Origin of the sequence: Arthrobacter zhaoxinii (genome assembly GCF_024385505.1) — a bacterium.
Classification (GTDB): Bacteria; Actinomycetota; Actinomycetes; order Actinomycetales; family Micrococcaceae; genus Arthrobacter_B; species Arthrobacter_B zhaoxinii.
Map to the genome: position 1 here is coordinate 367,504 of NZ_JANFLT010000006.1, position 26,378 is coordinate 393,881.

Below are 26,378 nucleotides of genomic sequence, written 5' to 3' on the forward strand. Positions count from 1 at the left end.
CTTACCTCCTTTGACGAATCCTAACCGTCCCGGTGCGGAGGCTATTCCGGCCGGCCCCTGCATCCGGGGGACAGGGGAGGCTAGGATGGAAGGCGTCGCGACTGGCGTCAGGTGGATCACCACCGGGAAGCGGCACGGCGCCCTCAGCGGGTGCCTTGAAGACCACGGATCGCACGCCTGGGCCGAGGGTTACGAGCGAAACTGTTGTGCCATGCCCGCCGGTCCGCCCTACAGACCGGTGCTGAGACAGCAGGTAGCCTGACCTATTGAGAACCTCTGCCCAGGAGATCCATGTGAGAGTATCCACCCAAAGCGTCACCAACGCGCCGCTTATCGATGTTGATCCCGAAATAGCGGCCGTCCTGAGAGATGAACTGTCCCGCCAGCGCGGCACCCTCGAAATGATTGCCTCGGAGAACTTCGCGCCGCGTGCGGTCCTGGAGACCTCCGGGTCGGTGCTCACAAACAAGTACGCCGAGGGTTATCCCGGCCGCCGCTACTACGGCGGCTGCGAACACGTTGATATCGCTGAGAACCTCGCCATCGAGCGGGCACGGACGTTGTTCGGTGCGGAGTTCGCCAACGTGCAGCCGCACTCGGGCGCGCAGGCCAACGCGGCGGCGCTCGCTGCCCTGATGAAACCCGGTGAGAAGCTCATGGGGCTGAACCTCGCCCACGGCGGGCACCTGACCCACGGCATGAAACTGAACTTCTCCGGCAAACTCTATGAGGTTGCCGCGTACGGCGTGGATGAGCAGACCTACCGGGTGGACATGGACCGGGTCCGCGAACAGGCGCTGGCTGAACGCCCGCAGGTTATCGTCGCCGGCTGGTCCGCCTACCCGCGGCAGCTGGACTTTGAGGCCTTCCGGTCGATTGCAGACGAAGCGGGTGCCTACCTCTGGACGGACATGGCGCATTTCGCAGGCCTGGTGGCCGCGGGGCTGCACCCGAACCCGGCGCCGGTGTCCGACGTCGTCACCTCCACCGTGCACAAGACCCTCGCCGGACCGCGCTCGGGAATGATTCTCGCCAAGCAGGAGTACGCGAAGAAGCTGAACTCGGCCGTCTTCCCCGGCCAGCAGGGCGGCCCGCTGATGCACGTGATTGCTGCGAAGGCCGTGGCGTTCAAGATCGCCGGGACCGAAGAATTCCGGGAACGGCAGGAACGCGTGCTCGAGGGGGCACGGATCATTGCCGAGCGCCTGAACGCGCCCGACGTCGCGGAGCACGGCGTTTCGGTGCTCACCGGCGGCACGGACGTACACCTGATCCTGGTGGACCTGCGGCACTCCGCCCTGGACGGAAAGCAGGCGGAGGACCTGCTCGAATCCGTGGGCATCACGGTGAACCGCAACTCCGTACCCTTCGACCCGCGGCCGCCCATGGTTACGTCCGGCCTGCGGATCGGCACCCCGGCGCTCGCGACCCGCGGCTTCGGCGCCTCGGAATTCACCGAGGTTGCCGAAATCATCGCCGCCGCACTGAAACCCGCTCCCGACGTCGAGGCCCTGCGGGGCCGCGTACGGGCGCTGGCAGACAATTTCCCGCTTTACCCCGGACAGGAGGAATGGTAACCGTGGAGAAAGGAACCAATATGGAGGGCGCCGTGACCGGTGAGGACACCAGCGTGAACCTCGGCTGGGACGTCAAGGAAAAGACCGATTTCGGCACCCCGGTTGCGGCGAAGATCCTGGACGGCCGTGCCGCCGCCCGGGAGATCAAGGAGGACCTGGCCGAACGGGTGCGGGTGCTGAAGGAAGAGCACGGCGTCACTCCGGGGCTGGGAACGGTGCTGGTGGGCGACGACCCCGCCAGCCACTCCTACGTCGGCGGCAAGCACAAGGACTGCAAGCAGGTGGGGATTAATTCCATCCGCCGGGACCTCCCCGGCGACATCAGCCAGGCGGACCTGGAAAAGGTCATCGACGAGCTGAACGAGGACCCGGCCACCACCGGCTACATTGTGCAGCTGCCGCTGCCGGCCCACATAGACGCCAATGCCATCCTGGAGCGGATCGCCCCGGACAAGGACGCGGACGGACTGCACCCGGTCAACCTGGGCCGCCTGGTGCTCAACGTCAGCGAACCCATGACGTCCCCGCTGCCCTGCACACCGCACGGGATTGTGCAGCTGCTGGTCCGCAACGGGATCTCGCTGAACGGCAAGAAGGTCCTGGTGGTCGGGCGCGGCGTCACCGTCGGGCGGCCGCTCGGCCTGCTCCTGACCCGCCGCCCGATCAACGCCACGGTCACTCTGGCCCACACCGGCACCGTGGACCTGTTCGAACATCTGCAGGCCGCCGACGTGGTGGTGGCGGCCGCCGGCTTCCCGGAAATGATCCGGGCCGAGGAGCTCAAGCCCGGAGCGATCGTGCTGGACGTCGGCGTCACCCGGGTCACCGACCCGGACACCGGAAAAACCACCCTGACCGGCGACGTCGATCCCGCGGCGGCCGACGTCGCCGGCTGGATCTCGCCCAACCCCGGCGGTGTGGGACCGATGACTAGGGCCATGCTGCTGGCCAACGTTGTGGAAGCCGCCGAACGGCAGGCCGGAATCCTGGTCTAAACGCCTTCTTCGGCAGCAACGGAACGGACCGGCGCCGCTTGGTGCGCCGGTCCGGTCAGGGTCCACTACACTGTCGTGAGTGTCGCAGATCACATCAAGCAAAACCGTCCCCGAAACCCGCTCCGATTTCGTCATTTCCGCACGGAACCTGACCAAGTCCTACGGCGATTTCACCGCCGTCAACGGCATCTCCTTCGACGTTCCGCCGGGGGAGTCCTTCGGGCTCCTCGGGCCCAACGGGGCTGGGAAGTCCACGACCATGAAGATGATCGGCGGCGTCGCCCAGCGCACCGCCGGAGACCTGAGCATTATGGGCCTGGATCCGAACCGGTACGGCCCCGAAGTCCGCGCCCACTTGGGCGTTGTGCCCCAGCAGGACAACCTGGACGAGGACCTGCGCGTGCGGGACAACCTCGTAGCCTACGGCCGCTACTTCGGCCTGCCCAAGAGCTACCTGCAGCCCAAGGCAGACGAACTGCTGGAGTTCGCGCAGCTCACGGATAAGGCCAAGGCCCGCGTGGAGTCCCTCTCCGGGGGGATGAAGCGGCGCCTGACGATCGCCCGTTCCCTGATCAATGACCCCAAGATCCTGCTGTTGGACGAACCGACCACGGGCCTGGATCCCCAGGCCCGGCACATCCTCTGGGACCGGCTGTTCCGGCTCAAGGAAGCGGGTGTCACGCTGATCCTCACCACGCACTACATGGACGAGGCGGAGCAGCTGTGCGACCGGCTGATTGTGGTGGACAAGGGGGCCATCATGGCCGAGGGTTCCCCGGCCGCCCTGATCCGCGAGTACTCCACCCGCGAGGTGGTGGAGCTGCGGTTCGGATCGGAACGGAACACCACGGTGGCAGGCGAGCTTGAGGGAATCGGGGAGAGGCTGGAGACCCTCCCGGACCGGGTCCTGATCTACGCGGATGACGGCGAAGCCGCGCTGGATGCGGTAGCGAGCCGAGGACTGCGGCCCATCACGTCGCTGGTACGCCGGTCCTCGCTGGAAGACGTGTTTCTCCGCCTGACGGGCAGGAGCCTCGTTGAGTAAGCCCGCAGCCGCCGCCGGCCCCGGCGTCCAGCGCCATGAGGTGCTCGGGCTGCGGTCGCCGCTGACCCCGCGCCAAACCGCTGCCCGGGCGCGGCGCTTCGGTTCCTTCTACTACGCAGACATGTGGATCCGCCGGATGCGCGGCTACCAGGGGACCGTGCTGATGACCGCCGTGGGCACTCCGCTGGTCTACCTGCTGGGCATGGGCACGGGCCTGGCCGTGCTGATCGACGGGAACTCGAACGCGGGTTTCCCGGGCGCCGACGGCTCGACTGTGTCCTACCTGATGTTCCTGGGCCCGGCCCTCGTGGCAACCGCCGCCCTGATGGTTTCCAGCGAGGAAAACACCTACACCGTCATGGGCGGGTTCAAATGGCACCGCACCTACTACGGACCCAATGCCTCCCCGCTCTCCAGCGGGCAGATTGCCCTCGGACACGTCCTGGGACTAACCGTCCGCATCCTGCTGACTACGGGCATCTACTACCTGTTCCTGGTGCTCTTCGGGGCGGTGACGCAGCCCGCAACCGGCTGGCTGATGATCTTCACCGCGCTGCTGGCCGGACTGGCCTTCGGGATGCCGCTGATGGCCTTCAGCGCCACCCTGAAAGAGGACAAGGGGCAGTTCGCCCTGGTCCAGCGGTTCATTGTGATGCCGCTGTTCCTGTTCTCCGGGACCTTCTTTCCGCTGGAGTCGCTGCCGCTGGCTGTCCGCTGGATCGGCTGGATCTCACCGCTCTGGCATTCGACCGAACTGGGCCGGGTACTCAGCTACGGGCACCCGGAACCGGCCGCCATGACCGCCGTCCACGTGGTGTACCTGCTGGTCCTGACCTTCGGCGGGCTGCTGCTGGCCCGGCGGAACTTCACGAGGAGGCTCGACGGATGAGCATCGAAAACCGCACGGCGCCCACGGTCCTTGTACCGCAGGACCGGTTCCTCGGCTCGCTGTACGGGCGGAACATCCGTGCCGTGATTGCCCGCGGGCTCAAGGCCACGTGGGGCACCAACTGGAGCATCATGGTCAGCGGGTTCGTCGAACCGGTGCTGTACCTGGTGGCCATGGGCATTGGCCTGGGTGCCCTGGTGGGGGCGGTCACCGGCCCGGGCGGGCAGGAAATGGAGTATGCCAACTTCATCGCACCGGCGCTGCTGGCAGTCTCCGCGATGAACGGCGCGGTGTATGACTCCACCATGAACGTGTTCTTCAAGCTCAACTACGCCCGCCTCTATGAGGGCATGCTCTCGACGCCGCTGGGTCCGCTGGACGTGGCGATGGGGGAGATCTTCCTGGCCCTGCTCCGCGGTGCGCTCTATGCCACCGGCTTTACCGCCGTAATGGGCGCGATGGGACTGATCACCTCGCCCTGGGCGCTGCTGATGATTCCGGCAGCCGTGGTGATCGCGTTCGGCTTCGCCTCCTTCGGGATGGCCGTGACCAGTTACATGAAGACGTTCCAGCAAATGGACTGGATCCAAATGATCATGCTGCCCATGTTCCTGCTCTCTGCGACCTTCTACCCGCTGAGTGTCTACCCCGAAGCGGTGCAGTCCGTAATCCAGGCGCTGCCGCTCTGGCACGGCGTGGAACTGCTCCGGCAGATCAGCGTAGGCATCTTCAGCTGGGGGACGGCAGGGCATCTGCTGTACTTCGTGGTGATGATCGTCCTGGGCCTGACCTTGACCACCAACAGGCTCCGGGCTCTGTTCCTGAAGTAGGCGTCGGGTCAGCCGGCCAGCTGCTCATATTTGCGGGTGAAGATCCCGGCCAGGCGGTCATTGAACAGTACGAACTCCGCGCGCTTCAGCGTCCCCGGGGTGTGGTCCAGGACTTCCTGCAGCCCGATGCCGGCCACGGTCTCCGGGTCCCAGCCGTAAATGCCGGCGCTCACGGCCGGGAAGGAAATGCTCCGGGCACCCAGCTCTTCGGCTGCGGCCAGGGCGGTGCGGAAGCAGGACCTCAGCAGTTCCGGGTCCGTTTCGCCTGCCCCGGCATTGGGCCCCACGGTGTGCACCACCCACCGGGCGGGCAGGTCGAACGCCTCGGTAGCCACGGACAGGCCGGTGGGCAGCCCCTGCGGCAGCGACGTCTTCCGCAGTTCCCTGCAGGCAGCGAGCAGCTTCGGGCCGGCGGCACGGTGGATGGCCCCGTCCACTCCGCCGCCGCCCAGCAGGGATGAGTTGGCCGCGTTGACGATGACGTCGGTATCCCGCCGGGTGATGTCGCCGGTGGCAATGGTGATCTGCATCGAGCCAGTCTGCCACTGCCGCGGGCCTGCTGCCACCGCGTGCGGAAGCAGGCGCAGGCGCGCAGAGCGAACACGGCACCGGGCACCTGTCTGAGTTTGAGAGAATAAAACCATGCAGTCGATCCGAAACGGCAAGACGCCGTCGTCCTCGTCCACGCCCGGCCGCGGCATCAGCCGCAGGATGGGCTCCACGGGCATCGTCGTGATGCTCATTGTCTTCCTGGTGGCGGTGGTTTTCGCCGCCAACCAGAATGACGTCATTGGCTGGCTGGTGGTCATCGTGTCCCTGGGCTGGCTGTTCCTCGCCACGTTCGTGGTCTTCTCCGTTCGGGGCGCCACCCGCAAGGCCACCGCAAAGCTTGCCGGTGCCGCCGCCGGCGCTGCTCCCCGCAGCGGAGTGCAGGTTGTGGATGAAAGCACCACCGTCCGTGACCGGAAACTGGACCACAGCTTCAAGATCATCCAGGTCCAGGCCAAGGTCATCAACGAGAACCTGGACACTGACCGGGAAATGGTCGACCGCGCCCTGGAGACCATCGAAATCACGGCGTCCAACGGCCGTGGCATGATCAAGAAGAACGACGGCGGGCCGGTCGAAGGCACCATCGTCGACTAGTTTCCCTCCACCGCCGGCGGAACCGCAGCACCGCGGCCCGCCGGATCCGCGTTTCGGGATGAACAGCTACTGAGGAGTATGGTTATTCGCGTGAGTTCGGCATCGACGGGGACTATGGACAGTTCCGGGAAAGCACTGCGCATTGCGTCTGTGAATGTCAACGGCATCCGCGCCGCCTACAAGCGGGGAATGGCCGATTGGCTCGCAGCCCGCGATGTGGACATCCTGTGCCTGCAGGAGGTGCGCGCGCCCGACGCCATCCTGAAGGGCCTGCTCGGTGATACCTGGCACGTCCAGCACGCCGAATGCCTCGATGCCAAGGGCCGTGCCGGCGTCGCCATCGCTTCCCGCACCGCGCCGGTGGCGGTCCGCGAACACATCGGCGACGAGTACTTCGCACGCTCCGGCCGCTGGGTTGAGGCAGACTTCAAGGTTTCCGTGGAGGGTGAGGAGAAAATCCTCACCGTCGTCAGTGCGTACGTCCATTCAGGCGAGGTGGACACCCCCAAGCAGGTGGACAAGTACCGCTTCCTCGACACCATGGCCGCCCGGCTGCCCGCCCTGGCGCAGTCCAGTGACTTCGTGCTGGTGGTCGGTGACCTGAACGTGGGCCACACACCCCTGGATATCAAGAACTGGAAGGGCAACGTCAAGCGCGCCGGTTTCCTCCCCGAGGAACGTGCCTACTTTGACCGCTTCTTCGGCGAGGAAATCGGCTACACGGATGTGCACCGTTCCCTGGCCGGCGAGGTCAACGGACCCTACACCTGGTGGTCCTGGCGCGGACAGGCGTTCGACAACGACTCCGGCTGGCGGATCGATTACCACATGGCCACTCCGGAGCTGGCGGCACGGGCTGCCAACGCCGTCGTTGACCGCGCACCTACCTACGACTCCCGCTTCTCAGACCACGCTCCAGTAGTGATCGACTACCAGTTCTAAGGGTTCCTTCCATGACATCTGAGTCTTCCAGCCGCCGGCGCATCCTCTCGGGGATGCAGCCCTCCGCTGATTCCCTGCACCTGGGCAATTACCTCGGAGCGCTCGTGAACTGGGTGCGGCTCCAGGACGAGTACGACGCCTACTTCTTTATCCCGGACCTGCACGCCATCACGGTGCCGCAGGATCCCGAGGACCTGCGCAAGCGCACCCGCGTCACCGCAGCCCAGTACATCGCGGGCGGTGTCGACGTGGATAAGGCCACCCTGTTCGTGCAGTCCCAGGTGCCGGAGCACGCCCAGCTGGCCTGGGTGCTGAACTGCCTTACCGGCTTCGGTGAAGCCTCCCGCATGACGCAGTTCAAGGACAAGCAGCAGCGATTCGGTGCTGACTCGGCCAGCGTGGGTCTGTTTACGTACCCGATCCTGCAGGTGGCCGACATCCTGCTCTACCAGCCGCACGGCGTGCCCGTCGGCGAAGACCAGCGCCAGCACGTAGAGCTCAGCCGGGATCTGGCGAAGCGCTTCAACACGCGCTTCGGGGACACCTTCGTGGTGCCGGAGGTCTTCATCCAGAAGGAAGCGGCGAAGATCTACGACCTGCAGAACCCGACGGCGAAGATGTCCAAGTCGGCTGCCTCGCCGGCCGGGCTGATCAACCTCCTCGACGAGGATAAGGTGATTGCCAAGCGGATCAAGTCGGCAGTGACCGATGACGGCAGCGAAGTCCGGTTTGACCGGGATACCAAGCCGGGAATCACCAACCTGCTGTCCATCTACTCCCTGATCACCGGACGCAGCGTGGAAACCCTGGAGAAGGAGTACGAGGGGAAGATGTACGGACACCTGAAGGTGGACCTGGCCGACGCGGTCACAGAACACATCCGGCCCATCCGTGAACGCGCCCTGCATCTGCTGGACGATCCGGCCGAGCTGGACCGCCTCCTGGCCGTGGGGGCGGCCAAGGCACGGGAGTCAGCATCGGCGACCCTCGCGGACGTGTACAACAAGGTCGGCTTCCTGCCGCTGGGCAGCGTCACCGCATAGTCCCATGAGAATCTCCGAATCCCTCGACCAGGACATGGCAGCCGGCGCCCTGAACGGCAGCCACGCTCCTCAATGCGCTGCGCGCTGCGTCGGGATAGTCATTGCGGTTCCGGAGCCGATGGCAAGCGAGCTGAAGGATGCCCGCGCGTCCTTCGGGGATCCCCTGGCGGCGGTGATCCCGGCGCACATCACCTTGGTGACCACCACGGAAACCGACGACTGGGAAGCGACGCTGAACCATGTGCGGGACGTTGCTGCTGCGCAGAAGCCGTTCCGGGTGACCCTGGACGGGACCGCATCCTTCCGGCCCGTTTCGCCGGTGGTCTACCTGAACGTCGGCGAAGGCTTTGACGAGTGCACCGCGCTGCACAAGGAACTCCAGAGCGGCCCGCTGGCACGTGAGCTGGCCTTCCCGTTCCATCCGCACGTCACGGTGGCGCACGACGTCAGCGAGCAGGGCATGGACGAAGCCGTCCGCCGGCTGAGCGGCTATTCCGCCGGTTTTACCGTGGACCGCGTGGGTCTTTATGAACACGATGCCACCGGCCTGTGGAAGCTGCACGAGCACGTCCGGCTGGGAGCCCGGGACCGGCGGAGCTAGGAATCTCCGTCGAGATCCAGATAGGTCCCGGCCCACGCCGCGATGATGGCTGCCGCCCTGGTGGTCTGTTTGCGCTCCACCATCAGGTGGTCGCTGCCCTCCAGCGAGATGAAGTTCCGCGGATGGCGTGCCGTCCGGAAGATTTCACTCGCGTTCTCGATCCCGACCGTGTTGTCGGTGGGGGAGTGCATCACCAGCAGCGGCAGGTGCAGCTCCCTGATGCTGTCCGTGAGGTTGTGGCTGTGCAGGTCCTCAATGAGGTGCCGGCGGATTTCCAGCTCCCCGCCGCCGAGGTCCACGGACGCTGACCCCTGTTCAGCAATCCGGTCCAGCTCCGATTCGAAGAGATGGACCACGTGGGAGGGCCGGAAGGGCGCGGCGATGGTCACCACGGCGTCCAGCCCGGACACCCGGCCCGCCGCCGCCAGGACGGCCGCGCCGCCGAGCGAATGGCCGATCAGCAGGGAAGCGGGGCGGCCGGTGTCCGCCATGAACCCGCAAGCACTGAGGACGTCGGCCACTTTGGTGCTGAAGCTGCCGTCTTCCCACTTGCCGGTCGACCCGCCCAGTCCGGCGGCGTCGTAGCGCAGCACGCCGATGCCGTGGCCGGCCAAGGCCTTGGAAATCCGGGACGCGGCGGCACTGTTCTTGCCCAGGGTGAAGCCGTGGCAGAAGACGGCCCAGGCACGGGCACCGCCGTCGGGAATGTCCACGGTCCCTGCGAGCGTGGTCCCGTTGACACCGGGAAAGGAAACGGATTCAAACGAAGGCATGGGTCAACTCTACCCAGAACGCAAAAGGCGCCGGCCGGCGGTAAAGACCGCTGGCCGGGGCCTTTGCAGCGCAGGACTGGCTAGAGCGAGCGGGCCAGGATGGCCTGCTTGACCTCGGAGATGGCCTTGGTGACCTGGATGCCGCGGGGGCAGGCTTCCGAGCAGTTGAAGGTGGTGCGGCAGCGCCACACGCCTTCCTTGTCGTTCAGGATCTCCAGGCGCATGTCGCCGGCGTCGTCACGCGAATCGAAGATGAAGCGGTGCGCATTGACGATTGCCGCCGGGCCGAAGTACTGGCCGTCGGTCCAGAAGACCGGACAGGAGGACGTGCACGCGGCGCACAGGATGCACTTGGTGGTGTCGTCAAAACGCTCACGGTCCTCGGCGGACTGCAGGCGTTCCTTCGTCGGCTCGTGGCCCTTGGTGACCAGGAACGGCATGATCTCGCGGTAGGACTGGAAGAACGGCTCCATGTCCACGATCAGGTCCTTTTCCACCGGCAGGCCCTTGATGGGCTCGACGAGGATGGGCTTGGAGGTGTCCAGGTCCTTCAGCAGGGTCTTGCAGGCCAGGCGGTTGCGGCCGTTGATGCGCATGGCATCGGAGCCGCAGACGCCGTGGGCGCAGGAGCGGCGGAAGGAAACCGAGCCGTCATGCTCCCACTTGACCTTGTGCAGGGCGTCCAGCACGCGGTCCGTGCCGTACATGGTCAGCTTCCACTCGTCCCAGTAGGCTTCGTCGGAAACCTCGGGGTTGTAGCGGCGGACCTTCAGCGTGATCTCGAACGACGGGATCTCTCCGCCGATCGACTCGGGGAGCTCTACCTTCGAGGCCGGCTCGGCGATTTCGGTTGTCATTAGTACTTCCTCACCATCGGCTCGTAGCGCGTGAAAATGACCGGCTTGGTGTCCAGCCGAATGCCGGCGGTGTGCTCGGTGTTTTCGGCTTCGTCAACCTTGTAGGCCATGGAATGCTTCATGAAGTTCTCGTCGTCGCGCTCCGGGAAGTCCTCGCGGAAGTGTCCGCCGCGGGATTCGGTCCGGTGCAGGGCGGCAACGCTCATGACTTTCGCGAGTTCCAGGAGGAAGCCCAGCTCCACGGCCTCAAGGAGGTCGAGGTTGAAGCGCTTGCCCTTGTCCTGGACGCTGATCTTCTGGTACCGCTCCTCGAAGGAGGCGATGTCCGTCAGGACCTTCTGGATGGTGTCCGCCGTGCGGAACACCTGCATGTTCAGGTCCATGGTGTTCTGCAGGTCACGGCGGATTTCGGAGACACGCTCGGTGCCTTCGGAATTGCGCACATGGTCCAGCAGGTTCACCGTGTCCAGTTCGGAGTTCTCCGGCAGATCAACAAAGTCTGCGGTCAGCGCGTATTCGGCAGCATAGATGCCGGCCCGCTTGCCGAAGACGTTGATGTCCAGCAGCGAGTTGGTACCCAGGCGGTTGGAGCCGTGTACGGACACGCAGGCCACTTCGCCGGCCGCGTACAGGCCCGGAATCACGGTGTCGTTGTCCTGGAGGACCTCGGCCTTGATGTTGGTGGGGATGCCGCCCATCACGTAGTGCGCCGTCGGGAATACCGGCACCGGCTCGGTGTAGGGCTCCACACCGAGGTAGGTCCGGGCGAACTCGGTGATGTCCGGAAGCTTCGCATCAATGTGCGCCGGTTCCAGGTGCGTCAGGTCCAGCAGGACGTAGTCCTTGTTCGGGCCGCAGCCGCGTCCCTCGCGGACCTCGTTGGCCATGGAACGTGCCACGATGTCACGCGGGGCCAGGTCCTTGATGGTCGGGGCGTAACGCTCCATGAAGCGTTCACCCTCGGAGTTGCGGAGGATGGCACCTTCGCCGCGGGCGGCCTCCGAGAGGAGGATGCCCAGCCCGGCCAGGCCGGTCGGGTGGAACTGGATGAACTCCATGTCCTCCAGGGGGATGCCCCGGCGGAAAGCGATGCCCATGCCGTCACCGGTCAGGGTGTGTGCGTTGGACGTGGTCTTGTAGACCTTGCCGGCACCGCCGGAGGCAAACACCACGGACTTGGCCTGGAAGATGTGCAGCTCGCCGGTGGCCAGGTCGTAGGAAACGACACCTGCAACCCGCTTCTGGCCGTTGAGGTCGACAACGGTAATGAGGTCCAGGACGTAGTACTCGTTGTAGAACTCAACGTTGTGCTTGACGCAGTTTTGGTAGAGCGTCTGCAGGATCATGTGGCCCGTGCGGTCCGCGGCGTAGCAGGCGCGGCGGACCGGTGCCTTGCCGTGGTCACGGGTGTGGCCGCCGAAGCGGCGCTGGTCAATGCGGCCTTCGGGCGTCCGGTTGAACGGCAGGCCCATCTTCTCCAGGTCCAGCACGGCGTCGATGGCTTCCTTGGCCATGACCTCGGCTGCATCCTGGTCCACCAGGTAGTCACCGCCCTTGACGGTGTCGAAGGTGTGCCATTCCCAGTTGTCTTCTTCGACGTTGGCAAGTGCTGCGCACATGCCGCCCTGCGCGGCGCCGGTGTGGGAGCGGGTGGGGTACAGCTTGGTCAGTACCGCCGTACGCGCACGCTGACCTGATTCGATGGCGGCACGCATACCGGCGCCGCCGGCGCCGACGATGACGACGTCGTACTTATGGACCTGCATAGCAGATGCTCTTTCTGTTGAAACTACTAGAAATTCGTGGGCCCGGAATGGCCACGCGGCCCTTAGGCCCCGCAGAACTCCTGGAGGGTCTCCGCCGACGCGCCTGCGAGGCAGGGGTCAAAGGTGAAGATGACCAGGGTGCCAAGGACGATGATCACGAAGGTCGCGACATAGAGGACGGTCTTGAGCCACATGCGCGTGGACTTCTTGTCCCCGTAGTCGTTGATGATGGTGCGGACGCCGTTGGTGCCGTGAAGCATGGCCAGCCACAGCATGACCAGGTCCCAGACCTGCCACAGCGGGCTGGCCCACTTGCCGGCAACGAAGCCGAAGTCCACGGCGTGGATGCCGTCGCCCACGACCAGGTTCATAAACAGGTGGGTGAAGATCAGGACCACCAGGATCACGCCGGACACGCGCATGAACAGCCAAGCAAACATTTCAAAGTTGCCGCCGCCCGAGGAATTGCGGGTGTAGCGCGGGGCGATGCGTCCTGAACGGGGTGCTTCGAGGGCGTGGGCTTCGTTAGTAGATGTGCTCATTGGTTATTAACCCCCGAAGACGTTGGGCAGGTGGCGAATAGAGAAGCCGATAACCGTAACGGCCCACAGGGCAACAACGCCCCACAGCATCTGGCGCTGGTACTTGGGCCCCTTCTTCCAGAAGTCGATCAGGACTACACGCAGGCCGTTGAAGGCGTGGAACACAATCGCCGCAACGAGACCAAGCTCGCCGAGGCCCATAATCGGGTTCTTGTAGGATTCGATCACCACGTTGTAGGCCTCAGGTGAAACTCGCACCAGTGAGGTATCCAGAACGTGGACCAAAAGGAAGAAGAAGATCGCCACGCCGGTGATACGGTGCACAACCCACGACCATTGGCCTTCGCGGCCACGGTAGAGAGTGCCTGCTGGTAACTTCGACACTGAATTTTCCTCCCTGCATCGCAGCGGCGTTAGCGCGTGTTCCACGCAGTGATGACGCCGGTGCGACAGCGATATAAGCTCTACCATAATCTAGGCTCACGTGACCGGGCTTTCAATTTAGGTTCCCCTATGGTGTGACCCTGATTACATTGAATCGGTGCCGCGGACCGTGTAGGGATGCCGGTTCCTGAGGTTCGCCTGCGGGCTGAGCTAATCTAGGCAATGATGAGTAACAATAAGCCGCATGCCGCTCCCGAGCCCGCTGTTCTTGACCGCTTTTACGGGGTCATCCCGGCCGGCGGTGTTGGGACGCGCCTCTGGCCCCTCTCCCGAGCCGCCGCACCCAAGTTCCTCCACGACCTGACCGGTTCGGGTTCCACCCTGATCCGTGCCACCTATGAGCGCCTGAGTCCGCTCAGCGGTGACCGCGTCATGGTGGTCACCGGGGCGGTGCACCGGCAGGCCGTGCGGCAGCAGCTGCCGGAGATCTCGAGCAAGAACCTGGTCCTGGAACTGGAGCCCAAGGATTCCGCCGCCGCGATCGGGCTTGCCGCTGCCATCCTCTACAAGCGGGATCCGCAGATCATCATGGGATCCTTTGCTGCGGACCAGGTCATTGCTCCCGTCGAGGTTTTCCAGGCCGCAGTGCGGGAAGCCATCCACACCGCGGCCCAGGGGTATATCGTCACCATCGGCATCGAGCCGACGCACCCCTCCACCGGTTTCGGCTACATCTGCGCGGGTGGGCAGCTCCGGGTGGCCGGCGCCCCCAGCGCGCGTTCCGTGGTCGAGTTCGTGGAGAAGCCCTCGGCCGAGGTTGCCCAGGCGTACCTGGACAACGGCAGCTACAGCTGGAATGCGGGCATGTTCGTGGCACCGGTGGACCTGATGCTCAAGCACCTGGAAGCCAGCGAACCGGTGCTTTACTCCGGCCTGATGGAAATCGCCGAGGCCTGGGACACCGCGAGGCGCCGGGAAGTGGTGCGCCGGATCTGGCCCACCCTGCCCAAGATTGCCATCGACTACGCCGTGGCGGAACCGGCGGCGGCGGCGGGCGATGTCGCCATGATTCCCGGTGCGTTCAGCTGGGACGACGTCGGCGACTTTGCCGCGATCGGCCGGCTCAACCCGGCAGCGGAAAACAGTGATCTGACCGTGATGGGGGAGGGCGCCCGCGTCTACTCGGAAAACGCCAGCGGCATAGTTGTCTCCGACACCAAGCGCGTGATTGCGCTGATCGGCATCGAGGATGTCGTCATCGTGGACACACCGGACGCCCTGCTCGTCACCACGAAGGAACACGCGCAGGAAGTCAAGAAGGCCGTTGAACACCTCAAGGCCAGCGGGGACACGGACGTCCTCTAGCCAGGACGCAAAGACCCGTCACGGGGCGTCGTTTCCAGCGCTGCGCATTCCCGCTTTAGTCTCCGAATTGGCTAACCTTGAGGTTGTGCAAACTATCCCGCTGAGCAACTCGCCCATCCCCTCGATACGGGGGAGTGTGGCGCCGCTCCTCGGCGGGTTGATCGAGTTCCGGCGGGACCTGCATTCCCATCCCGAGCTCTCGCACAAGGAATTCCGCACCACGGACCGCATCGTTGAGGCCCTCGAAGACGCCGGTTTGGCGCCGAAGCGCCTGGAAAACACGGGTGTCGTGGTGGACATCGGCGACGGCCCCATCCGGCTCGCGGTGCGCGCCGATATCGATGCCCTTCCCGTGCTGGAAGAGACCGGGCTGCCGTACGCCTCGGAAAACACCGGGATAGCCCATGCCTGCGGCCACGACATCCACACCACGGTCATGCTGGGCGTGGCCATGGTGCTTGCGGGGTTCGAGGCGGCCGGTGAGCTGGGCGGCCGGGTGCGGGTGATCTTCCAGCCTGCCGAAGAAGTAATGCCAGGCGGCGCGCTCTCGGTGATCGAACAGGGCGCCCTGGACGGCGTACCGCGCGTGCTGGCCCTGCACTGCGACCCCCGGGTGGACGTAGGGCAGGTGGGCACCCGCATCGGCGCGATCACCTCCGCCTCCGACACCATCCGCATCGAGCTGACCGGCCGCGGCGGGCACACCTCCCGGCCGCACCTGACCGAGGACCTGGTCTTTGCGCTGGCCGAGATCGCAGTCAGCGTCCCGGCCGTGCTGTCGCGGCGGATCGATGTGCGCAGCGGCGTCTCCGTGGTGTGGGGGCAGATGCACGCCGGCTCCGCACCCAACGCCATTCCCGGACATGGATTCATGGCCGGCACCATGCGCTGCCTCGACGCAGAGGCCTGGCATGCCGCCGGCGAGCTGCTGGACAAGGTGGTCCGGGAGATCGCGGCGCCCTTCGGCGTCGACGTCAATCTACAGCACACCCGCGGCGTCCCGCCGGTCATTAACGCCGACGCCGAGATCAGCCTGATCGAAGCGGCAGCCCGCGCCGAACTGGGAGAAGACGCCGTGGTGCTGGCACCGCAGTCCATGGGCGGGGAGGACTTTGCGTGGATGACGCAGGCGGTGCCCGGCGCCCTGATGCGGCTTGGCACCCGCTCGCCGGGCGGGGAAACCTTCGACCTGCACCGCGGGGATTACAACCCCGATGAGCGGGCGATCAGCTGCGGCGTCAGCGTGATGGCGGCTGCCGCCCTGCGCGCAGCCAGGGGCCTGCGGCACTAAACCCCGCGGCACCGGGGGACGCGTAGCCTCAGGACACACGGACCTTAACGACGAATCGGACGGGGCGGGACACTAGCAGTCCCGCCCCGTTCCGTCGTTCCCGTTTGATAACAACATGTAAACAATGTTCCGACCATGCCGGATTTGGATTTGGTGTTGCCTTCGACACACTATGGTTATGTTGCTGCGGTCCAACGATGGACGGAGCGCTGCGCCGGGCGCTGCACCTCACAGGGCACCGTACGGCGAATCCCATTTCTTTTCTGGAGGAACATTGAAGAATTACCCGCGCAGCTTTAAGCGCAATGCAGGCGTTTCCGCCGCCATGCTCGGCGTTTCCGCACTCCTGCTTTCGGGCTGCGGCGCGGCACCGGAAGAAGAAGCCGGCTCCGCTGAAGGCGCCTCCGACTTCCTGGGCTGCATGGTCTCCGACTCCGGCGGATTCAACGACAACTCGTTCAACGAATCCACCTACAACGGCATGAAGAAGGCCGAAGAGGACCTGGGCATCGAGGTCAAGACCGCCGAATCCGCATCCGAAACCGACTTCGCCCCGAACGTTGACAGCATGGTCCAGGCCGGCTGCGACCTGACGGTCACCGTCGGCTTCCTGCTCGCAGACACCACCCGCGACGCCGCCGAGGCCAACCCGGACACCCACTTCGCGATCGTTGACGACCAGTCGATCGAAGCAGACAACGTCAAGCCGATCATCTACGACACGGCCCAGGCTGCGTTCCTGGCCGGCTACGTTGCAGCAGGCACCTCCCAGACCGGGAAGGTTGCCACCTACGGCGGCCTGGACATCCCCACGGTCACCATCTTCATGGAGGGCTTCGAGCAGGGCGTGAAGTACTTCAACGAAGAGAACGGCGCCGACGTCCAGGTCCTGGGCATGGATTCCTTCACCGGCGGCTTCGATGATGTCTCCGCCGGCAAGACCACCACGCAGAACTTCCTGAACGAGGGCGCCGACGTCATCATGCCGGTCGCCGGCCCCGTTGGTGCCGGTACTATCGACGCCGTGACGGCAGCCAACGCTGCCGGCAAGGACGCCAAGGTCATCTGGGTTGACTCCGACGGCTACGAGACCGTGAGCTCGGGCAAGGAAGTTATCCTCACCTCCGTCATGAAGCTGATGGGCGAAGCCGTTGAGGACGTCGTCAACACCGATGTGGAAGGCAACTTCGACAACAGCCCGTACGTCGGCACCCTCGAAAACGGCGGCGTTGCCCTGGCACCCTTCCACGACCAGGAAGCCAACGTTCCGGATGAGGTCAAGACGGCCGTCGAGGACATCAAGGCCAAGATCATTTCCGGCGAAATTTCGGTTGAATCCGCTTCCAGCCCCAAGTAGCGCCTAACACGTAATACCTGCGTCCGGGGAAATTGCCCGGGTGCAGCGAGCACCGCATGCACTAAAGTGACCGCCGTCTTCCCGGCAGCCTTAGGGCCGGGAAGACGGCGTTTGTCATGCGTCGGAACTTTTCTCTGTTTTGTTTATCTCGAAAAAGATTGGTTGGGGTTTTGAAACTCGAACTCAAGGGCATCACCAAGCGCTTCGGCACTTTGGTGGCCAATGACCATATCGACCTGGTGGTTGAGCCGGGGCAGGTGCACAGCCTGCTCGGTGAAAACGGCGCCGGCAAGTCAACCCTGATGAATGTGCTGTACGGATTGTATGAGCCGACCGAAGGCGAAATCCTGGTTGATGACCGGGCAGTCACCTTCAACGGCCCCAGCGATGCGATGGCGGCAGGAATCGGCATGGTGCACCAGCACTTCATGCTCGTTCCCGTCTTCACCGTGGCCGAAAACGTGGCCCTCGGAAACGAGAACACCAAGTTTGCGGGCATGCTGAACCTGGACCAGACGAGGCGCCGCATCCGCGAGATCTCGGACCAGTACGGTTTCGACGTCGACCCCGACGCCGTCGTCGAAGACCTCCCCGTGGGTGTCCAGCAGCGCGTGGAAATCATCAAGGCCCTGATCCGGGACGCCGAAGTCCTCATCCTTGACGAACCGACCGCCGTGCTGACGCCCCGCGAAACGGACGAACTGCTGGGCATCATGCGCCAGCTCACCGAAGACGGTAAATCGGTGGTCTTCATTTCGCACAAGCTGCGGGAAGTAAAGGCCGTTTCCGACGTCATTACCGTGATCCGCCGCGGAAAGGTCGTAGGTTCCGCCGATCCGACCGCCTCCACCACGGAACTGGCGTCGCTGATGGTCGGCCGGTCCGTGAGCCTGAACCTCAACAAGGCACCGGCCAGCCCCGGGGAGGAGACGTTCGTCGTCGAGAACCTCACCATCGCCTCCGCAACCGGCCCGGCAGTGCTCGACGGCGTGAGCTTCGGCATCCGGCGCGGTGAAATCCTGGCCGTGGCAGGCGTGCAGGGCAACGGCCAGACCGAACTCACCGAGGCCATCTTGGGCCTGCAGGACCACGTCACCGGTTCCATCCGGCTCAACGGCGAGGAACTGGTGGGCCGCAGGACCCGTGACATCATCAACAGCGGCGTGGGCTTCGTCCCCGAAGACCGCAATGTCGACGGCCTCGTGGGCACCTTCTCCGTTGCGGAGAACCTTGTCCTAAACCGATACGACCAGGCACCCTTTGCCCGCGGCGTATCGCTTCGTCCGGCGGTCATTGAAGCCAACGCGGCGGAGAAAATCACCGAATTCGATATCCGCACACAGTCAGCAGCAACTGCGGCAGGCACGCTCTCCGGTGGAAACCAGCAGAAGGTTGTTATGGCCCGCGAACTGTCGCGTCCGCTGCAGCTTTTCATCGCCTCGCAGCCGACCCGCGGCGTGGACGTGGGTTCCATCGAATTCCTGCACCGACGCATCATCGCCGAGCGCGACGTCGGCACGCCGGTGATGATCGTTTCCACCGAACTCGACGAAGTCCTTGAACTGGCGGACCGGATTGCCGTGCTTTACGGCGGCCGGCTCATGGGCATAGTCCCCGCCGACACATCCCGCGACGTGCTGGGCCAGATGATGGCTGGCATGCCCGCGGACGAAGCTACAGCGCAGCACACAGATTCCAAGGGAGGGGCCAAGTGAGCCCGGAGGATTCCACCACGCAAGACCCGCCGGGGGAGCGCAGCATCGCAGCTGCCGAAGCCACCCGGCTCGAGGCCGCGGCCGAAACCGCCGACGGCACTGTTCCTCCGCCCGCCGTACCCGCGGCGTACCAAAGCGGCAACCTCGGCGGGGACCGTTCCCGGCAGCCCGTCCTGCGGCGGGTACTGTCCTCGAACGCCATGGTCTCGGTCCTGTCCGTCCTGCTCGCCCTGATTGTGGGCGGCATCCTGATCGCCGCCACCGATGAGGAAGTCGGAGAAACGGCGTCGTACTTCTTCTCCCGGCCCACGGATCTGCTCTCCGCTGCCTGGTCAGCCGCCGCGGGTGCCTACGCCGCCCTGTTCCAGGGTGCGTTCTTCAACTTCGGAGCCGACAGCGCGCAGCGGTTATTCTACCCGCTGACCCAGACCCTGACGGTGGCAACACCGCTGATCCTGGCCGGCCTCGGCGTCGCCGTTGCGTTCCGGACCGGACTGTTCAACATTGGTGCACAGGGCCAGATCATCATCGGCGCGGCCATGGCCGCCTGGGTGGGCTTCGCCGTCCACCTTCCGGTGGGCCTGCACCTGCTCCTGGTGATCATTGCCGGTATGCTCGGCGGCGCCATCTGGGCCGGCATCGCCGGCATCCTGAAGGCCAAGACCGGTGCGCACGAAGTGATCGTCACGATCATGCTCAACTACGTCGCCATCAACCTGGTGCTGTTCCTGCTCAGCACGCCGGCCTTCCAGCGGCCGGGCTCCTCGAACCCGATCAGCCCGCAGCTCGATGCCAACGCCATGTTCCCGCCGCTGCTGGGCAGCGGATTCCGCCTGCACTGGGGCTTTGTCCTCGCCGTGCTGGCCACCGTCTTCATCTGGTGGCTGATGAACCGCTCCACCATCGGTTTTGAACTCAAGGCCGTGGGCGCCAATCCGTCGGCCGCACGCAACGCCGGCATCAGCACCACCAAGGGCTACGTCGTCGTTATGCTCATCGCCGGTGCCCTTTCCGGGCTTGCCGGTGTGGCGCAGGTGGCAGGCACCGAAAAGGTCCTGACATCCGGTGTCGCCGCCAGCTTCGGTTTCGACGCAATCACCGTGGCCCTGCTGGGCCGCTCCAGCCCGTGGGGAACCTTCGCGGCAGGCCTGCTGTTCGGTGCCTTCCGTGCCGGCGGCGTCACCATGCAGACCAACACCGGAACCAGCATCGACATTGTCCTGGTGGTGCAGTCACTGATCGTCCTCTTCATCGCAGCCCCGCCCCTGGTGCGGTCGCTGTTCCGCATTCCCGCGCCGGGAGCGTTCCAGACCTCCGGCAAGCGCTTGTCCAAGACCACGAAAACCGCCGGAGGCGCAGCATGAGCACCGCAACAACGCTTCCCGCTTCCAAGACGGACGCCCCCGGCGGTGTCCGCAGCTGGAAGATCCCGATCATCCTGATTGTCCTGTCCCTGCTGGGACTCGCTGTCTTCGCCCTGGGTGCACCGTCCAATGACGTCACCTTCCGCCTGTCCGACCCCGGTGAGGCCATCGTCCTGCCCGAACTGGTGGTTTCCGCCACCGTGGTCGGCTGGCTCACCGCCGTCCTGATGATTGCGGCCGCGGCCTGGGCACTCATGCTGACCCGCAGCGGCCGCCGGGTGCCCGTCTGGGTCATCGTTATCTTCGGACTGCTGTTCGTGATCGGCTTCCTCACCTGGGTGGTGGGCAGCGCCAACACGCCGAACGTTGCCCTTTACGGTCTGCTCTCCGGGTCCTTCGCCCTGGCCATTCCGCTGATCTTCGGTTCGCTCTCGGGCGTGCTGTGCGAACGCTCCGGCGTGGTCAACATCGCCATTGAAGGCCAGCTGCTCTTCGGCGCCTTCGCTGCAGCCGTGGCGGGTTCACTCTCCGGCAACGCGTTCGTGGGTCTGTTCGCCGCGGCCGTCGCCGGTGCGCTGGTCTCCCTGGTCCTGGCCGTGTTCAGCATCAAGTACATCGTCAACCAGGTCATTGTCGGCGTCGTCCTGAACGTCCTCGTGTCCGGCCTGACCGGCTTCCTGTTCTCCACCCTGCTGTCCTCGGATCCGGCGAAGTGGAACTCTCCGCCGTCGCTGCCCCCGATCCGGATCCCGCTGCTGGCGGATATCCCGATCATCGGGCCGATCCTCTTCAACCAGTCGATTGTCGGCTACCTCATGTACATCGCCCTCGCCGCGGTCTACATCGGCCTGTTCCACTCCAAGTGGGGCCTGCGTACCCGGGCCGTGGGCGAACACCCCAAGGCCGCAGACACCCTGGGTGTGAACGTGAACCGCACCCGGTTCATCAACGTCCTGCTCGCCGGCGTGGTAGCCGGCATCGGCGGCGCGTTCTTCACCCTCGTGTCCGTGTCCGCGTTCAACCGTGACATGACCGGCGGGCAGGGCTACATTGCCCTCGCCGCCCTGATCCTGGGGCGCTGGAACCCGCTCGGCGCGCTGCTGGCAGCGCTGCTGTTCGGCTTTGCCACCAACCTGCAGTACGTCCTGAGCCTGCTGGGAACCGCTGTTCCCAACCAGTTCCTGGCCATGCTGCCCTACATCGTGACGATCTTCGCCGTCGCCGGAGTGGTCGGCAAGTCCCGGGCACCCGCGGCCAGCGGCGTTCCGTACGTCAAGGGTTAGCACTTGGAGGGACCTGCTGCCGGGAAGCCGGCGGCAGGTCCCTCGCGGTATCCGGTCCACACGGGCCGGACACCGAAATGAAAGGAAAACATGACAGAGATGACCCCCGCCCCCGTGGACTGGGAGCTGCTCCTGGAAACCGCCAAAGCAGCGCTGGCCCACGCCTACGTGCCCTACTCGAAGTATCCGGTGGGCGCCGCGGCACTGACCGACGACGGCCGGATTGTGTCCGGCTGCAACATTGAGAACGCCTCCTACGGGCTGACACTGTGTGCCGAATGTTCCATGATCAGCCAGCTGCGCATGACCGGAGGCGGCCGCATCGCTGCCTTCGCCTGCGTGGACGGATCCGGCAGTGTCCTGATGCCGTGCGGCCGCTGCCGGCAGCTGCTGTACGAATTCCGGGCACCGGGAATGCAGTTGATGACCGTAAGCGGAATCCGGAGCATGGACCAGGTCCTGCCGGATGCCTTTGGACCGCAGCACCTTGAAGGGCAGGACAAGTAAATGAGCGCTGAAAAGTTCGACGCCGTAGACATCATCGGAATCAAGCGGGACCGGGGCACCCTGACACCGGAACAGATTGACTGGACCATCGACGCCTACACCCGCGGCGCCATTGCGGATGAGCAGATGGCCGCGCTGAACATGGCCATCCTGCTCAACGGCATGACCCGGGCGGAGATCTCCCGCTGGACCACCGCCATGATCAATTCGGGCGAGCGGATGGACTTCTCGGTCCTGGGCAAGCCCACCTCGGACAAGCACTCCACCGGCGGTGTGGGGGACAAGATCACCCTTCCGCTGGCGCCCCTGGTCGCCGTGTTCGGTGTTGCCGTTCCGCAGCTCTCGGGCCGCGGACTGGGCCACACGGGCGGCACGCTGGATAAGCTCGAAGCCATTCCGGGCTGGCAGGCGGCCCTGACCAATGACGCCCTGATGGCCCAGCTGCGCGATGTCGGCGCCGTCATCTGTGCCGCCGGTGCAGGGCTGGCACCCGCGGACAAGAAGCTGTACTCGCTGCGCGACGTCACAGGCACGGTGGAAGCCATTCCGCTGATCGCCTCCTCGATCATGAGCAAGAAGATTGCCGAAGGCACCGGCTCGCTGGTGCTGGACGTCAAGGTGGGCAGCGGCGCCTTCATGAAGGACGAGGCCCGGGCCCGCGAACTGGCCGAGACCATGGTGGCCCTGGGTAAGGACGCCGGCGTGAACACGGTGGCACTGCTCACCGATATGTCCACTCCGCTGGGCCTGACCGCCGGCAACGCCATTGAGGTGCAGGAGTCCGTGGATGTGCTCGCCGGCGGCGGCCCCGAGGACGTTGTCGAGCTCACGCTGGCCCTGGCCCGCGAAATGCTCACGGCTGCGGGACAGCCCGACGCCGACCCGGAGGCTGCTCTGAAGGACGGCCGTGCGATGGACGTCTGGCGCCGGATGATCTCCGCCCAGGGCGGCGATCCCGACGCTGCGCTTCCGGTGGCACGGGAATCCGAAACCATCTACGCACCCGCTGACGGCGTGCTGGTGGAGCTCGATGCCCTCTCCGTCGGTGTCGCAGCCTGGCGCCTCGGTGCCGGCCGCGCCCGCAAGGAAGACGCAGTCCAGGCCGGTGCCGGCGTCGTGATGCACGCCAAGCCGGGCGCCACGGTCCGGGCCGGAGAGCCGCTGATGACGCTGCTCACCGACACCCCCGAGAAGTTCGACCGCGCCCGCGAGGCGCTGGCGGACGCCGTCGTCGTCGCACCCGAGGGATCGCGTCCGGCACGGAAGCTGATCATCGACCGGATCAGCTAGGCCCACCGGGTTTCCCCGGATGTGCCCCCGCGGCGCTTCGCTGCGGGGGCACCGCTGTGTCCGTGGCATCCTTGTAAAGGATCGGTTAGCTATTTCAAGGAGCGGCACCAGTTGGACGTTTTCAGTGCCACGGTGGACGGCATAAACAACTTCATCCTCTCCACGGCGGGGTCGCCGTGGGTCTACGTCGGCCTCCTGGCCTGCTGCCTGATCGACGGCTTCTTCCCGCCCGTCCCGAGTGAATCCCTGGTGGTGGCGCTGGCGTCACTGGCGCTCAGCGGCGCCGGCGTGAATATCTGGCTGATCATTCCGGCCGCAGCCCTGGGAGCGTTCCTGGGCGACAACCTGGCCTACCTGCTGGGCCGCTGGATCGGTACCGAACGGTTCGGCTGGATGCGCACCCCGAAGATGCGCCGGTCCGTCGCCTGGGCACGCCACGAACTCGACAAACGGTCGATGTCACTGATTCTCGTGGCCCGGTTCATTCCGGTCGGCCGGGTGGTAGTGAACGTCACCGCCGGTGCCACCGGCTTCCCGCGGCGGCGGTTTGTCTCGCTGACCGCCATCTCCGGGATTGTCTGGGCCGCCTACAGCGTGGCCATCGGCGCGATAGCCGGTGCCTGGTTCGATGACCACCACCTGCTCGGCGTGGTGGTGGGAGTGCTGGGCGCGCTTGTCCTGGGCCTGATCATCGACCGCATCATCACCATGGTCCGGGGCACCGGACCCGGGGCCAAACTCCCGGAAGCCGGCGACATGCCGAACGCCGACGACGACGCACGCACGCAGAAGGCCGCCTGAAACACCGTAGAGTTGCCGTGTGACTGAGCCTACAAACACTCCAGAAAAACCTTTCCTCGACGTGCGCAGCCTGCCGAAGGTATCGCTGCACGACCACCTCGACGGCGGCCTCCGACCGGCCACCATTGTCGAGCTGGCCGCCGCCGCCGGCCACACCCTGCCGAGCACCGACCCCGCCGGGCTGGGGGAGTGGTTCCGCGAATCCGCCGACTCCGGTTCGCTGGAGCGCTACCTCGAAACCTTCGACCACACCATCGCGGTCATGCAGACACGCGGGGACCTGGTGCGGGTGGCCCGCGAATTCGTCGAAGACCTCGCCGCGGACGGCGTTGTGTACGCCGAAGTCCGCTGGGCACCCGAACAGCACCTGCAGGCAGGACTGAGCCTGGACGAAGCCGTGGAAGCCGTCCAAGCCGGCATCGAAGAAGGCATCGTGATCGCCGAGGCTGCGGGCCGCTTCATCCAGGTGGGCCAGCTCATCACCGCCATGCGGCATGCAGACCGTGCCATGGAAATCGCCGAACTGGCAGTGCGGCACCGCGATTCCGGCGCCGTCGGCTTCGACATTGCCGGCCCCGAAGACGGCTTCCCGCCCTCCCGGTTCAAGGACGCCTTCACCTATCTCGCAGAACAGCAGTTCCCGGTGACGGTGCATGCCGGCGAGGCCGCCGGAATCGAGAGCATCGTTGACGCCCTGGTGCACGGCCGGGCGCTGCGGCTGGGCCACGGCGTGCGGATCGCGGAGGACATCGACGTCGAATTCGAAGAGCCCGGCAGCGCAGACGAGGCCGAAGTGGGCATTGTCAGCATGGGCCGCGTCGCCAACTGGGTCCGGGACCGCGGAATCCCGCTGGAGGTCTGCCCCTCCTCCAATCTGCAGACCGGTGCCGTGGCCTCCTTCGGCGAGGACATTGAGACCCATCCGATCGACCTGCTGTACCAGACCGGCTTCGCCGTCACCATCAACACGGACAACCGCCTGATGAGCTTGGTGACCCTTACCGGTGAATTCGAGCTGCTGATGGACACCTTCGACTATGACCTGGACGATGTCCTGGAGCTCACCATGAACGCCGTCAACGCGGCTTTCCTGCCCCTGGATGAGCGCGCTGCACTATCCGCCTATGTCACGGAAGGTTTCAACCGCGCCCGTGGCTGAAAACCCCCTTCCCGGTGACCTCGGCGAGCGGTTCACCCGCCTCGCCGAGGTCATCGGCGTCCTCCGGGAGCGGTGCCCGTGGACCCGGGCACTGACCCATGAGTCACTGCTGGAGTACCTCGTGGAGGAAACCTACGAGCTGGTGGAAGCAGTGGAAGGCGGAACGGCCGGACCGGCCCGGGCGGCGGAACTGCGCGGCGAGCTCGGCGACGTGCTGCTGCAGGTACTGCTCCACGCCCGCCTGCAGCAGGAAGCCGGCAGCTTCTCCGTGGCGGACGTGGTCGATGCCCTCACCGCTAAGATGATCCGCCGCAACCCGCACGTCTTCTCCCCGGACGGCAGCCTCCGGGAGGACAGCGGAGAATCCGGCATTGCGGCCATCGAACAGGCCTGGGACCGGGCGAAGAAGGCGGAAAGCCCCGCCCGGACTTCGGCATTCGAAGGAATTCCGGCAGGGCTGCCGGCCCTGCTCCTGGCGGCCAAGACGATCTCCCGTGCCCGCCGGGCGGACCGTCCGCTGCCCCCGCTGCGGCCGGCACCCGACGCGGAGTTCTCCAACGAAACCGAGCTCGGGGACGTGCTGTTCTCCCTGGTCCGCCGCGCGTCGGAACAGGGACTCGACGCCGAGGCGGCGCTTCGTGCGGCGGTCCGCCGGTACACGGCCGACGACGCCGGGCGCTGACCGTCGCGCACCCCCTCCGCTGCAGCCCCGGATCCACCCGATCTCAGTGATTCAGCCCACCGGACCTTACTGGGAGCCGCGATTCTATTAGGCTAAGAAGCAGACACTGTGACCTGCTGTCCAAGCAGGGGTGCGGTTTTCTCCCCATTCGTTCCAATGAACAGGAGCAATTCA

The 26,378-nt window shown here is 65.4% G+C and carries 26 protein-coding genes; 20 read left to right on the forward strand and 6 right to left on the reverse strand.

The annotated features are described in order from the left end of the window. The first annotated feature begins 293 nt into the window (after window positions 1-293). From glyA to NNX37_RS13185, 5 genes are all read left to right on the forward strand, one after another. Complete coding sequence (gene glyA, locus NNX37_RS13165; protein ID WP_308206324.1) at window positions 294-1,577, forward strand: serine hydroxymethyltransferase; 1,284 nt, start codon at window positions 294-296, stop codon at window positions 1,575-1,577. A 20-nt stretch (window positions 1,578-1,597) separates the two neighbouring features. Next, a complete protein-coding gene (locus tag NNX37_RS13170) occupies window positions 1,598-2,572 on the forward strand; it encodes a bifunctional methylenetetrahydrofolate dehydrogenase/methenyltetrahydrofolate cyclohydrolase (protein WP_255793194.1) in 975 nt (324 codons plus the stop codon). Window positions 2,573-2,651: 79 nt separating this feature from the next. Continuing rightward, entirely contained in the window at window positions 2,652-3,617 is a 966-nt protein-coding gene (locus NNX37_RS13175; protein WP_255793195.1) for an ABC transporter ATP-binding protein, read from the forward strand. Further along, on the forward strand, window positions 3,610-4,506 hold the full coding sequence (locus NNX37_RS13180) for an ABC transporter permease (protein ID WP_255793196.1): 897 nt from the start codon (window positions 3,610-3,612) through the stop codon (window positions 4,504-4,506). The genes NNX37_RS13175 and NNX37_RS13180 overlap by 8 nt, the downstream gene beginning before the upstream one ends. Next, a complete protein-coding gene (locus NNX37_RS13185) occupies window positions 4,503-5,336 on the forward strand; it encodes an ABC transporter permease (protein ID WP_255793197.1) in 834 nt (277 codons plus the stop codon). Before NNX37_RS13180 ends, NNX37_RS13185 begins: the two co-directional genes overlap by 4 nt. Before the next feature lie 8 nt (window positions 5,337-5,344). Here NNX37_RS13185 and NNX37_RS13190 read toward each other — a convergent pair whose 3' ends face one another. Further along, window positions 5,345-5,866: an O-acetyl-ADP-ribose deacetylase gene (locus tag NNX37_RS13190; protein WP_255793198.1), complete on the reverse strand. Its 522-nt coding sequence runs from the start codon at window positions 5,864-5,866 to the stop codon at window positions 5,345-5,347. A 112-nt stretch (window positions 5,867-5,978) separates the two neighbouring features. Between NNX37_RS13190 and NNX37_RS13195 the strand changes: the two genes are divergently transcribed. The 4 genes from NNX37_RS13195 (at window position 5,979) to NNX37_RS13210 (ending at window position 9,068) form a co-directional block, all read left to right on the forward strand. Next, window positions 5,979-6,482: a hypothetical protein gene (locus NNX37_RS13195; protein WP_255793199.1), complete on the forward strand. Its 504-nt coding sequence runs from the start codon at window positions 5,979-5,981 to the stop codon at window positions 6,480-6,482. A gap of 114 nt (window positions 6,483-6,596) precedes the next feature. Next, complete coding sequence (locus NNX37_RS13200) at window positions 6,597-7,424, forward strand: exodeoxyribonuclease III (protein WP_255793200.1); 828 nt, start codon at window positions 6,597-6,599, stop codon at window positions 7,422-7,424. 11 nt (window positions 7,425-7,435) lie between these two features. After that, entirely contained in the window at window positions 7,436-8,467 is a 1,032-nt protein-coding gene (gene trpS / locus NNX37_RS13205) for a tryptophan--tRNA ligase (RefSeq protein WP_255793201.1), read from the forward strand. A 4-nt stretch (window positions 8,468-8,471) separates the two neighbouring features. Continuing rightward, window positions 8,472-9,068, forward strand: a complete 597-nt coding sequence (locus NNX37_RS13210) for a 2'-5' RNA ligase family protein (protein ID WP_308206325.1) — start codon at window positions 8,472-8,474, stop codon at window positions 9,066-9,068. Here NNX37_RS13210 and NNX37_RS13215 read toward each other — a convergent pair. The 5 genes from NNX37_RS13215 to sdhC all read right to left on the reverse strand — a co-directional run bounded on the left by NNX37_RS13215 (window position 9,065) and on the right by sdhC (window position 13,390). Beyond that, window positions 9,065-9,841 carry an alpha/beta hydrolase family protein gene (locus tag NNX37_RS13215; protein WP_255793202.1) on the reverse strand — a complete coding sequence of 259 codons (777 nt, stop codon included), beginning with the start codon at window positions 9,839-9,841 and terminating at the stop codon, window positions 9,065-9,067. The two genes, NNX37_RS13210 and NNX37_RS13215, sit on opposite strands and share 4 nt — an antisense overlap. Before the next feature lie 80 nt (window positions 9,842-9,921). Next, complete coding sequence (locus NNX37_RS13220; RefSeq protein WP_227914227.1) at window positions 9,922-10,698, reverse strand: succinate dehydrogenase iron-sulfur subunit; 777 nt, start codon at window positions 10,696-10,698, stop codon at window positions 9,922-9,924. After that, complete coding sequence (sdhA, locus tag NNX37_RS13225; protein WP_255793203.1) at window positions 10,698-12,464, reverse strand: succinate dehydrogenase flavoprotein subunit; 1,767 nt, start codon at window positions 12,462-12,464, stop codon at window positions 10,698-10,700. Before sdhA ends, NNX37_RS13220 begins: the two co-directional genes overlap by 1 nt. A 62-nt stretch (window positions 12,465-12,526) precedes the next feature. Next, the gene (locus NNX37_RS13230; RefSeq protein WP_255793204.1) at window positions 12,527-13,006 is read right to left on the reverse strand and encodes a succinate dehydrogenase hydrophobic membrane anchor subunit; all 480 of its coding nucleotides are present in this window, start codon (window positions 13,004-13,006) and stop codon (window positions 12,527-12,529) included. A gap of 6 nt (window positions 13,007-13,012) precedes the next feature. Beyond that, entirely contained in the window at window positions 13,013-13,390 is a 378-nt protein-coding gene (sdhC, locus tag NNX37_RS13235; RefSeq protein WP_146363726.1) for a succinate dehydrogenase, cytochrome b556 subunit, read from the reverse strand. A gap of 225 nt (window positions 13,391-13,615) precedes the next feature. Between sdhC and NNX37_RS13240 the strand changes: the two genes are divergently transcribed. The 11 genes from NNX37_RS13240 to NNX37_RS13290 all read left to right on the forward strand — a co-directional run bounded on the left by NNX37_RS13240 (window position 13,616) and on the right by NNX37_RS13290 (window position 26,204). Next, window positions 13,616-14,755 carry a mannose-1-phosphate guanylyltransferase gene (locus NNX37_RS13240; RefSeq protein WP_255793205.1) on the forward strand — a complete coding sequence of 380 codons (1,140 nt, stop codon included), beginning with the start codon at window positions 13,616-13,618 and terminating at the stop codon, window positions 14,753-14,755. A gap of 85 nt (window positions 14,756-14,840) precedes the next feature. After that, complete coding sequence (locus NNX37_RS13245) at window positions 14,841-16,046, forward strand: amidohydrolase (RefSeq protein ID WP_255793206.1); 1,206 nt, start codon at window positions 14,841-14,843, stop codon at window positions 16,044-16,046. A 274-nt stretch (window positions 16,047-16,320) separates the two neighbouring features. After that, entirely contained in the window at window positions 16,321-17,403 is a 1,083-nt protein-coding gene (locus NNX37_RS13250; RefSeq protein WP_407079957.1) for a BMP family lipoprotein, read from the forward strand. Window positions 17,404-17,573: 170 nt separating this feature from the next. Further along, a complete protein-coding gene (locus tag NNX37_RS13255) occupies window positions 17,574-19,118 on the forward strand; it encodes an ABC transporter ATP-binding protein (protein ID WP_255793207.1) in 1,545 nt (514 codons plus the stop codon). Continuing rightward, a complete protein-coding gene (locus NNX37_RS13260) occupies window positions 19,115-20,482 on the forward strand; it encodes an ABC transporter permease (RefSeq protein WP_407079958.1) in 1,368 nt (455 codons plus the stop codon). Before NNX37_RS13255 ends, NNX37_RS13260 begins: the two co-directional genes overlap by 4 nt. Further along, on the forward strand, window positions 20,479-21,765 hold the full coding sequence (locus NNX37_RS13265) for an ABC transporter permease (protein ID WP_255793208.1): 1,287 nt from the start codon (window positions 20,479-20,481) through the stop codon (window positions 21,763-21,765). Before NNX37_RS13260 ends, NNX37_RS13265 begins: the two co-directional genes overlap by 4 nt. A gap of 90 nt (window positions 21,766-21,855) precedes the next feature. Continuing rightward, on the forward strand, window positions 21,856-22,272 hold the full coding sequence (locus tag NNX37_RS13270; RefSeq protein ID WP_407079959.1) for a cytidine deaminase: 417 nt from the start codon (window positions 21,856-21,858) through the stop codon (window positions 22,270-22,272). Further along, the gene (locus NNX37_RS13275; RefSeq protein ID WP_255793209.1) at window positions 22,273-23,562 is read left to right on the forward strand and encodes a thymidine phosphorylase; all 1,290 of its coding nucleotides are present in this window, start codon (window positions 22,273-22,275) and stop codon (window positions 23,560-23,562) included. It begins immediately after the preceding gene. A 132-nt stretch (window positions 23,563-23,694) separates the two neighbouring features. Continuing rightward, on the forward strand, window positions 23,695-24,363 hold the full coding sequence (locus NNX37_RS13280) for a DedA family protein (RefSeq protein WP_255793537.1): 669 nt from the start codon (window positions 23,695-23,697) through the stop codon (window positions 24,361-24,363). A 19-nt stretch (window positions 24,364-24,382) separates the two neighbouring features. Continuing rightward, a complete protein-coding gene (locus NNX37_RS13285) occupies window positions 24,383-25,522 on the forward strand; it encodes an adenosine deaminase (protein WP_255793210.1) in 1,140 nt (379 codons plus the stop codon). After that, the gene (locus NNX37_RS13290) at window positions 25,515-26,204 is read left to right on the forward strand and encodes a MazG nucleotide pyrophosphohydrolase domain-containing protein (protein WP_255793211.1); all 690 of its coding nucleotides are present in this window, start codon (window positions 25,515-25,517) and stop codon (window positions 26,202-26,204) included. Before NNX37_RS13285 ends, NNX37_RS13290 begins: the two co-directional genes overlap by 8 nt. The last annotated feature ends 174 nt before the right edge of the window (window positions 26,205-26,378 follow it).

Excerpts from the sequence above, each read along its gene's own strand:
- NNX37_RS13170 (WP_255793194.1), top strand. The coding sequence starts at position 1,598 with ATGGAGGGCGCCGTGACCGGTGAGGACACCAGCGTGAACCTCGGCTGG.
- NNX37_RS13185 (WP_255793197.1), top strand. The coding sequence starts at position 4,503 with ATGAGCATCGAAAACCGCACGGCGCCCACGGTCCTTGTACCGCAGGAC.
- NNX37_RS13190 (WP_255793198.1), bottom strand. The coding sequence starts at position 5,866 with ATGCAGATCACCATTGCCACCGGCGACATCACCCGGCGGGATACCGAC.
- NNX37_RS13195 (WP_255793199.1), top strand. The coding sequence starts at position 5,979 with ATGCAGTCGATCCGAAACGGCAAGACGCCGTCGTCCTCGTCCACGCCC.
- NNX37_RS13200 (WP_255793200.1), top strand. The coding sequence starts at position 6,597 with ATGGACAGTTCCGGGAAAGCACTGCGCATTGCGTCTGTGAATGTCAAC.
- trpS (WP_255793201.1), top strand. The coding sequence starts at position 7,436 with ATGACATCTGAGTCTTCCAGCCGCCGGCGCATCCTCTCGGGGATGCAG.
- NNX37_RS13210 (WP_308206325.1), top strand. The coding sequence starts at position 8,472 with ATGAGAATCTCCGAATCCCTCGACCAGGACATGGCAGCCGGCGCCCTG.
- NNX37_RS13215 (WP_255793202.1), bottom strand. The coding sequence starts at position 9,841 with ATGCCTTCGTTTGAATCCGTTTCCTTTCCCGGTGTCAACGGGACCACG.
- NNX37_RS13220 (WP_227914227.1), bottom strand. The coding sequence starts at position 10,698 with ATGACAACCGAAATCGCCGAGCCGGCCTCGAAGGTAGAGCTCCCCGAG.
- sdhA (WP_255793203.1), bottom strand. The coding sequence starts at position 12,464 with ATGCAGGTCCATAAGTACGACGTCGTCATCGTCGGCGCCGGCGGCGCC.
- NNX37_RS13230 (WP_255793204.1), bottom strand. The coding sequence starts at position 13,006 with ATGAGCACATCTACTAACGAAGCCCACGCCCTCGAAGCACCCCGTTCA.
- NNX37_RS13240 (WP_255793205.1), top strand. The coding sequence starts at position 13,616 with ATGAGTAACAATAAGCCGCATGCCGCTCCCGAGCCCGCTGTTCTTGAC.
- NNX37_RS13265 (WP_255793208.1), top strand. The coding sequence starts at position 20,479 with ATGAGCACCGCAACAACGCTTCCCGCTTCCAAGACGGACGCCCCCGGC.
- NNX37_RS13270 (WP_407079959.1), top strand. The coding sequence starts at position 21,856 with ATGACAGAGATGACCCCCGCCCCCGTGGACTGGGAGCTGCTCCTGGAA.
- NNX37_RS13275 (WP_255793209.1), top strand. The coding sequence starts at position 22,273 with ATGAGCGCTGAAAAGTTCGACGCCGTAGACATCATCGGAATCAAGCGG.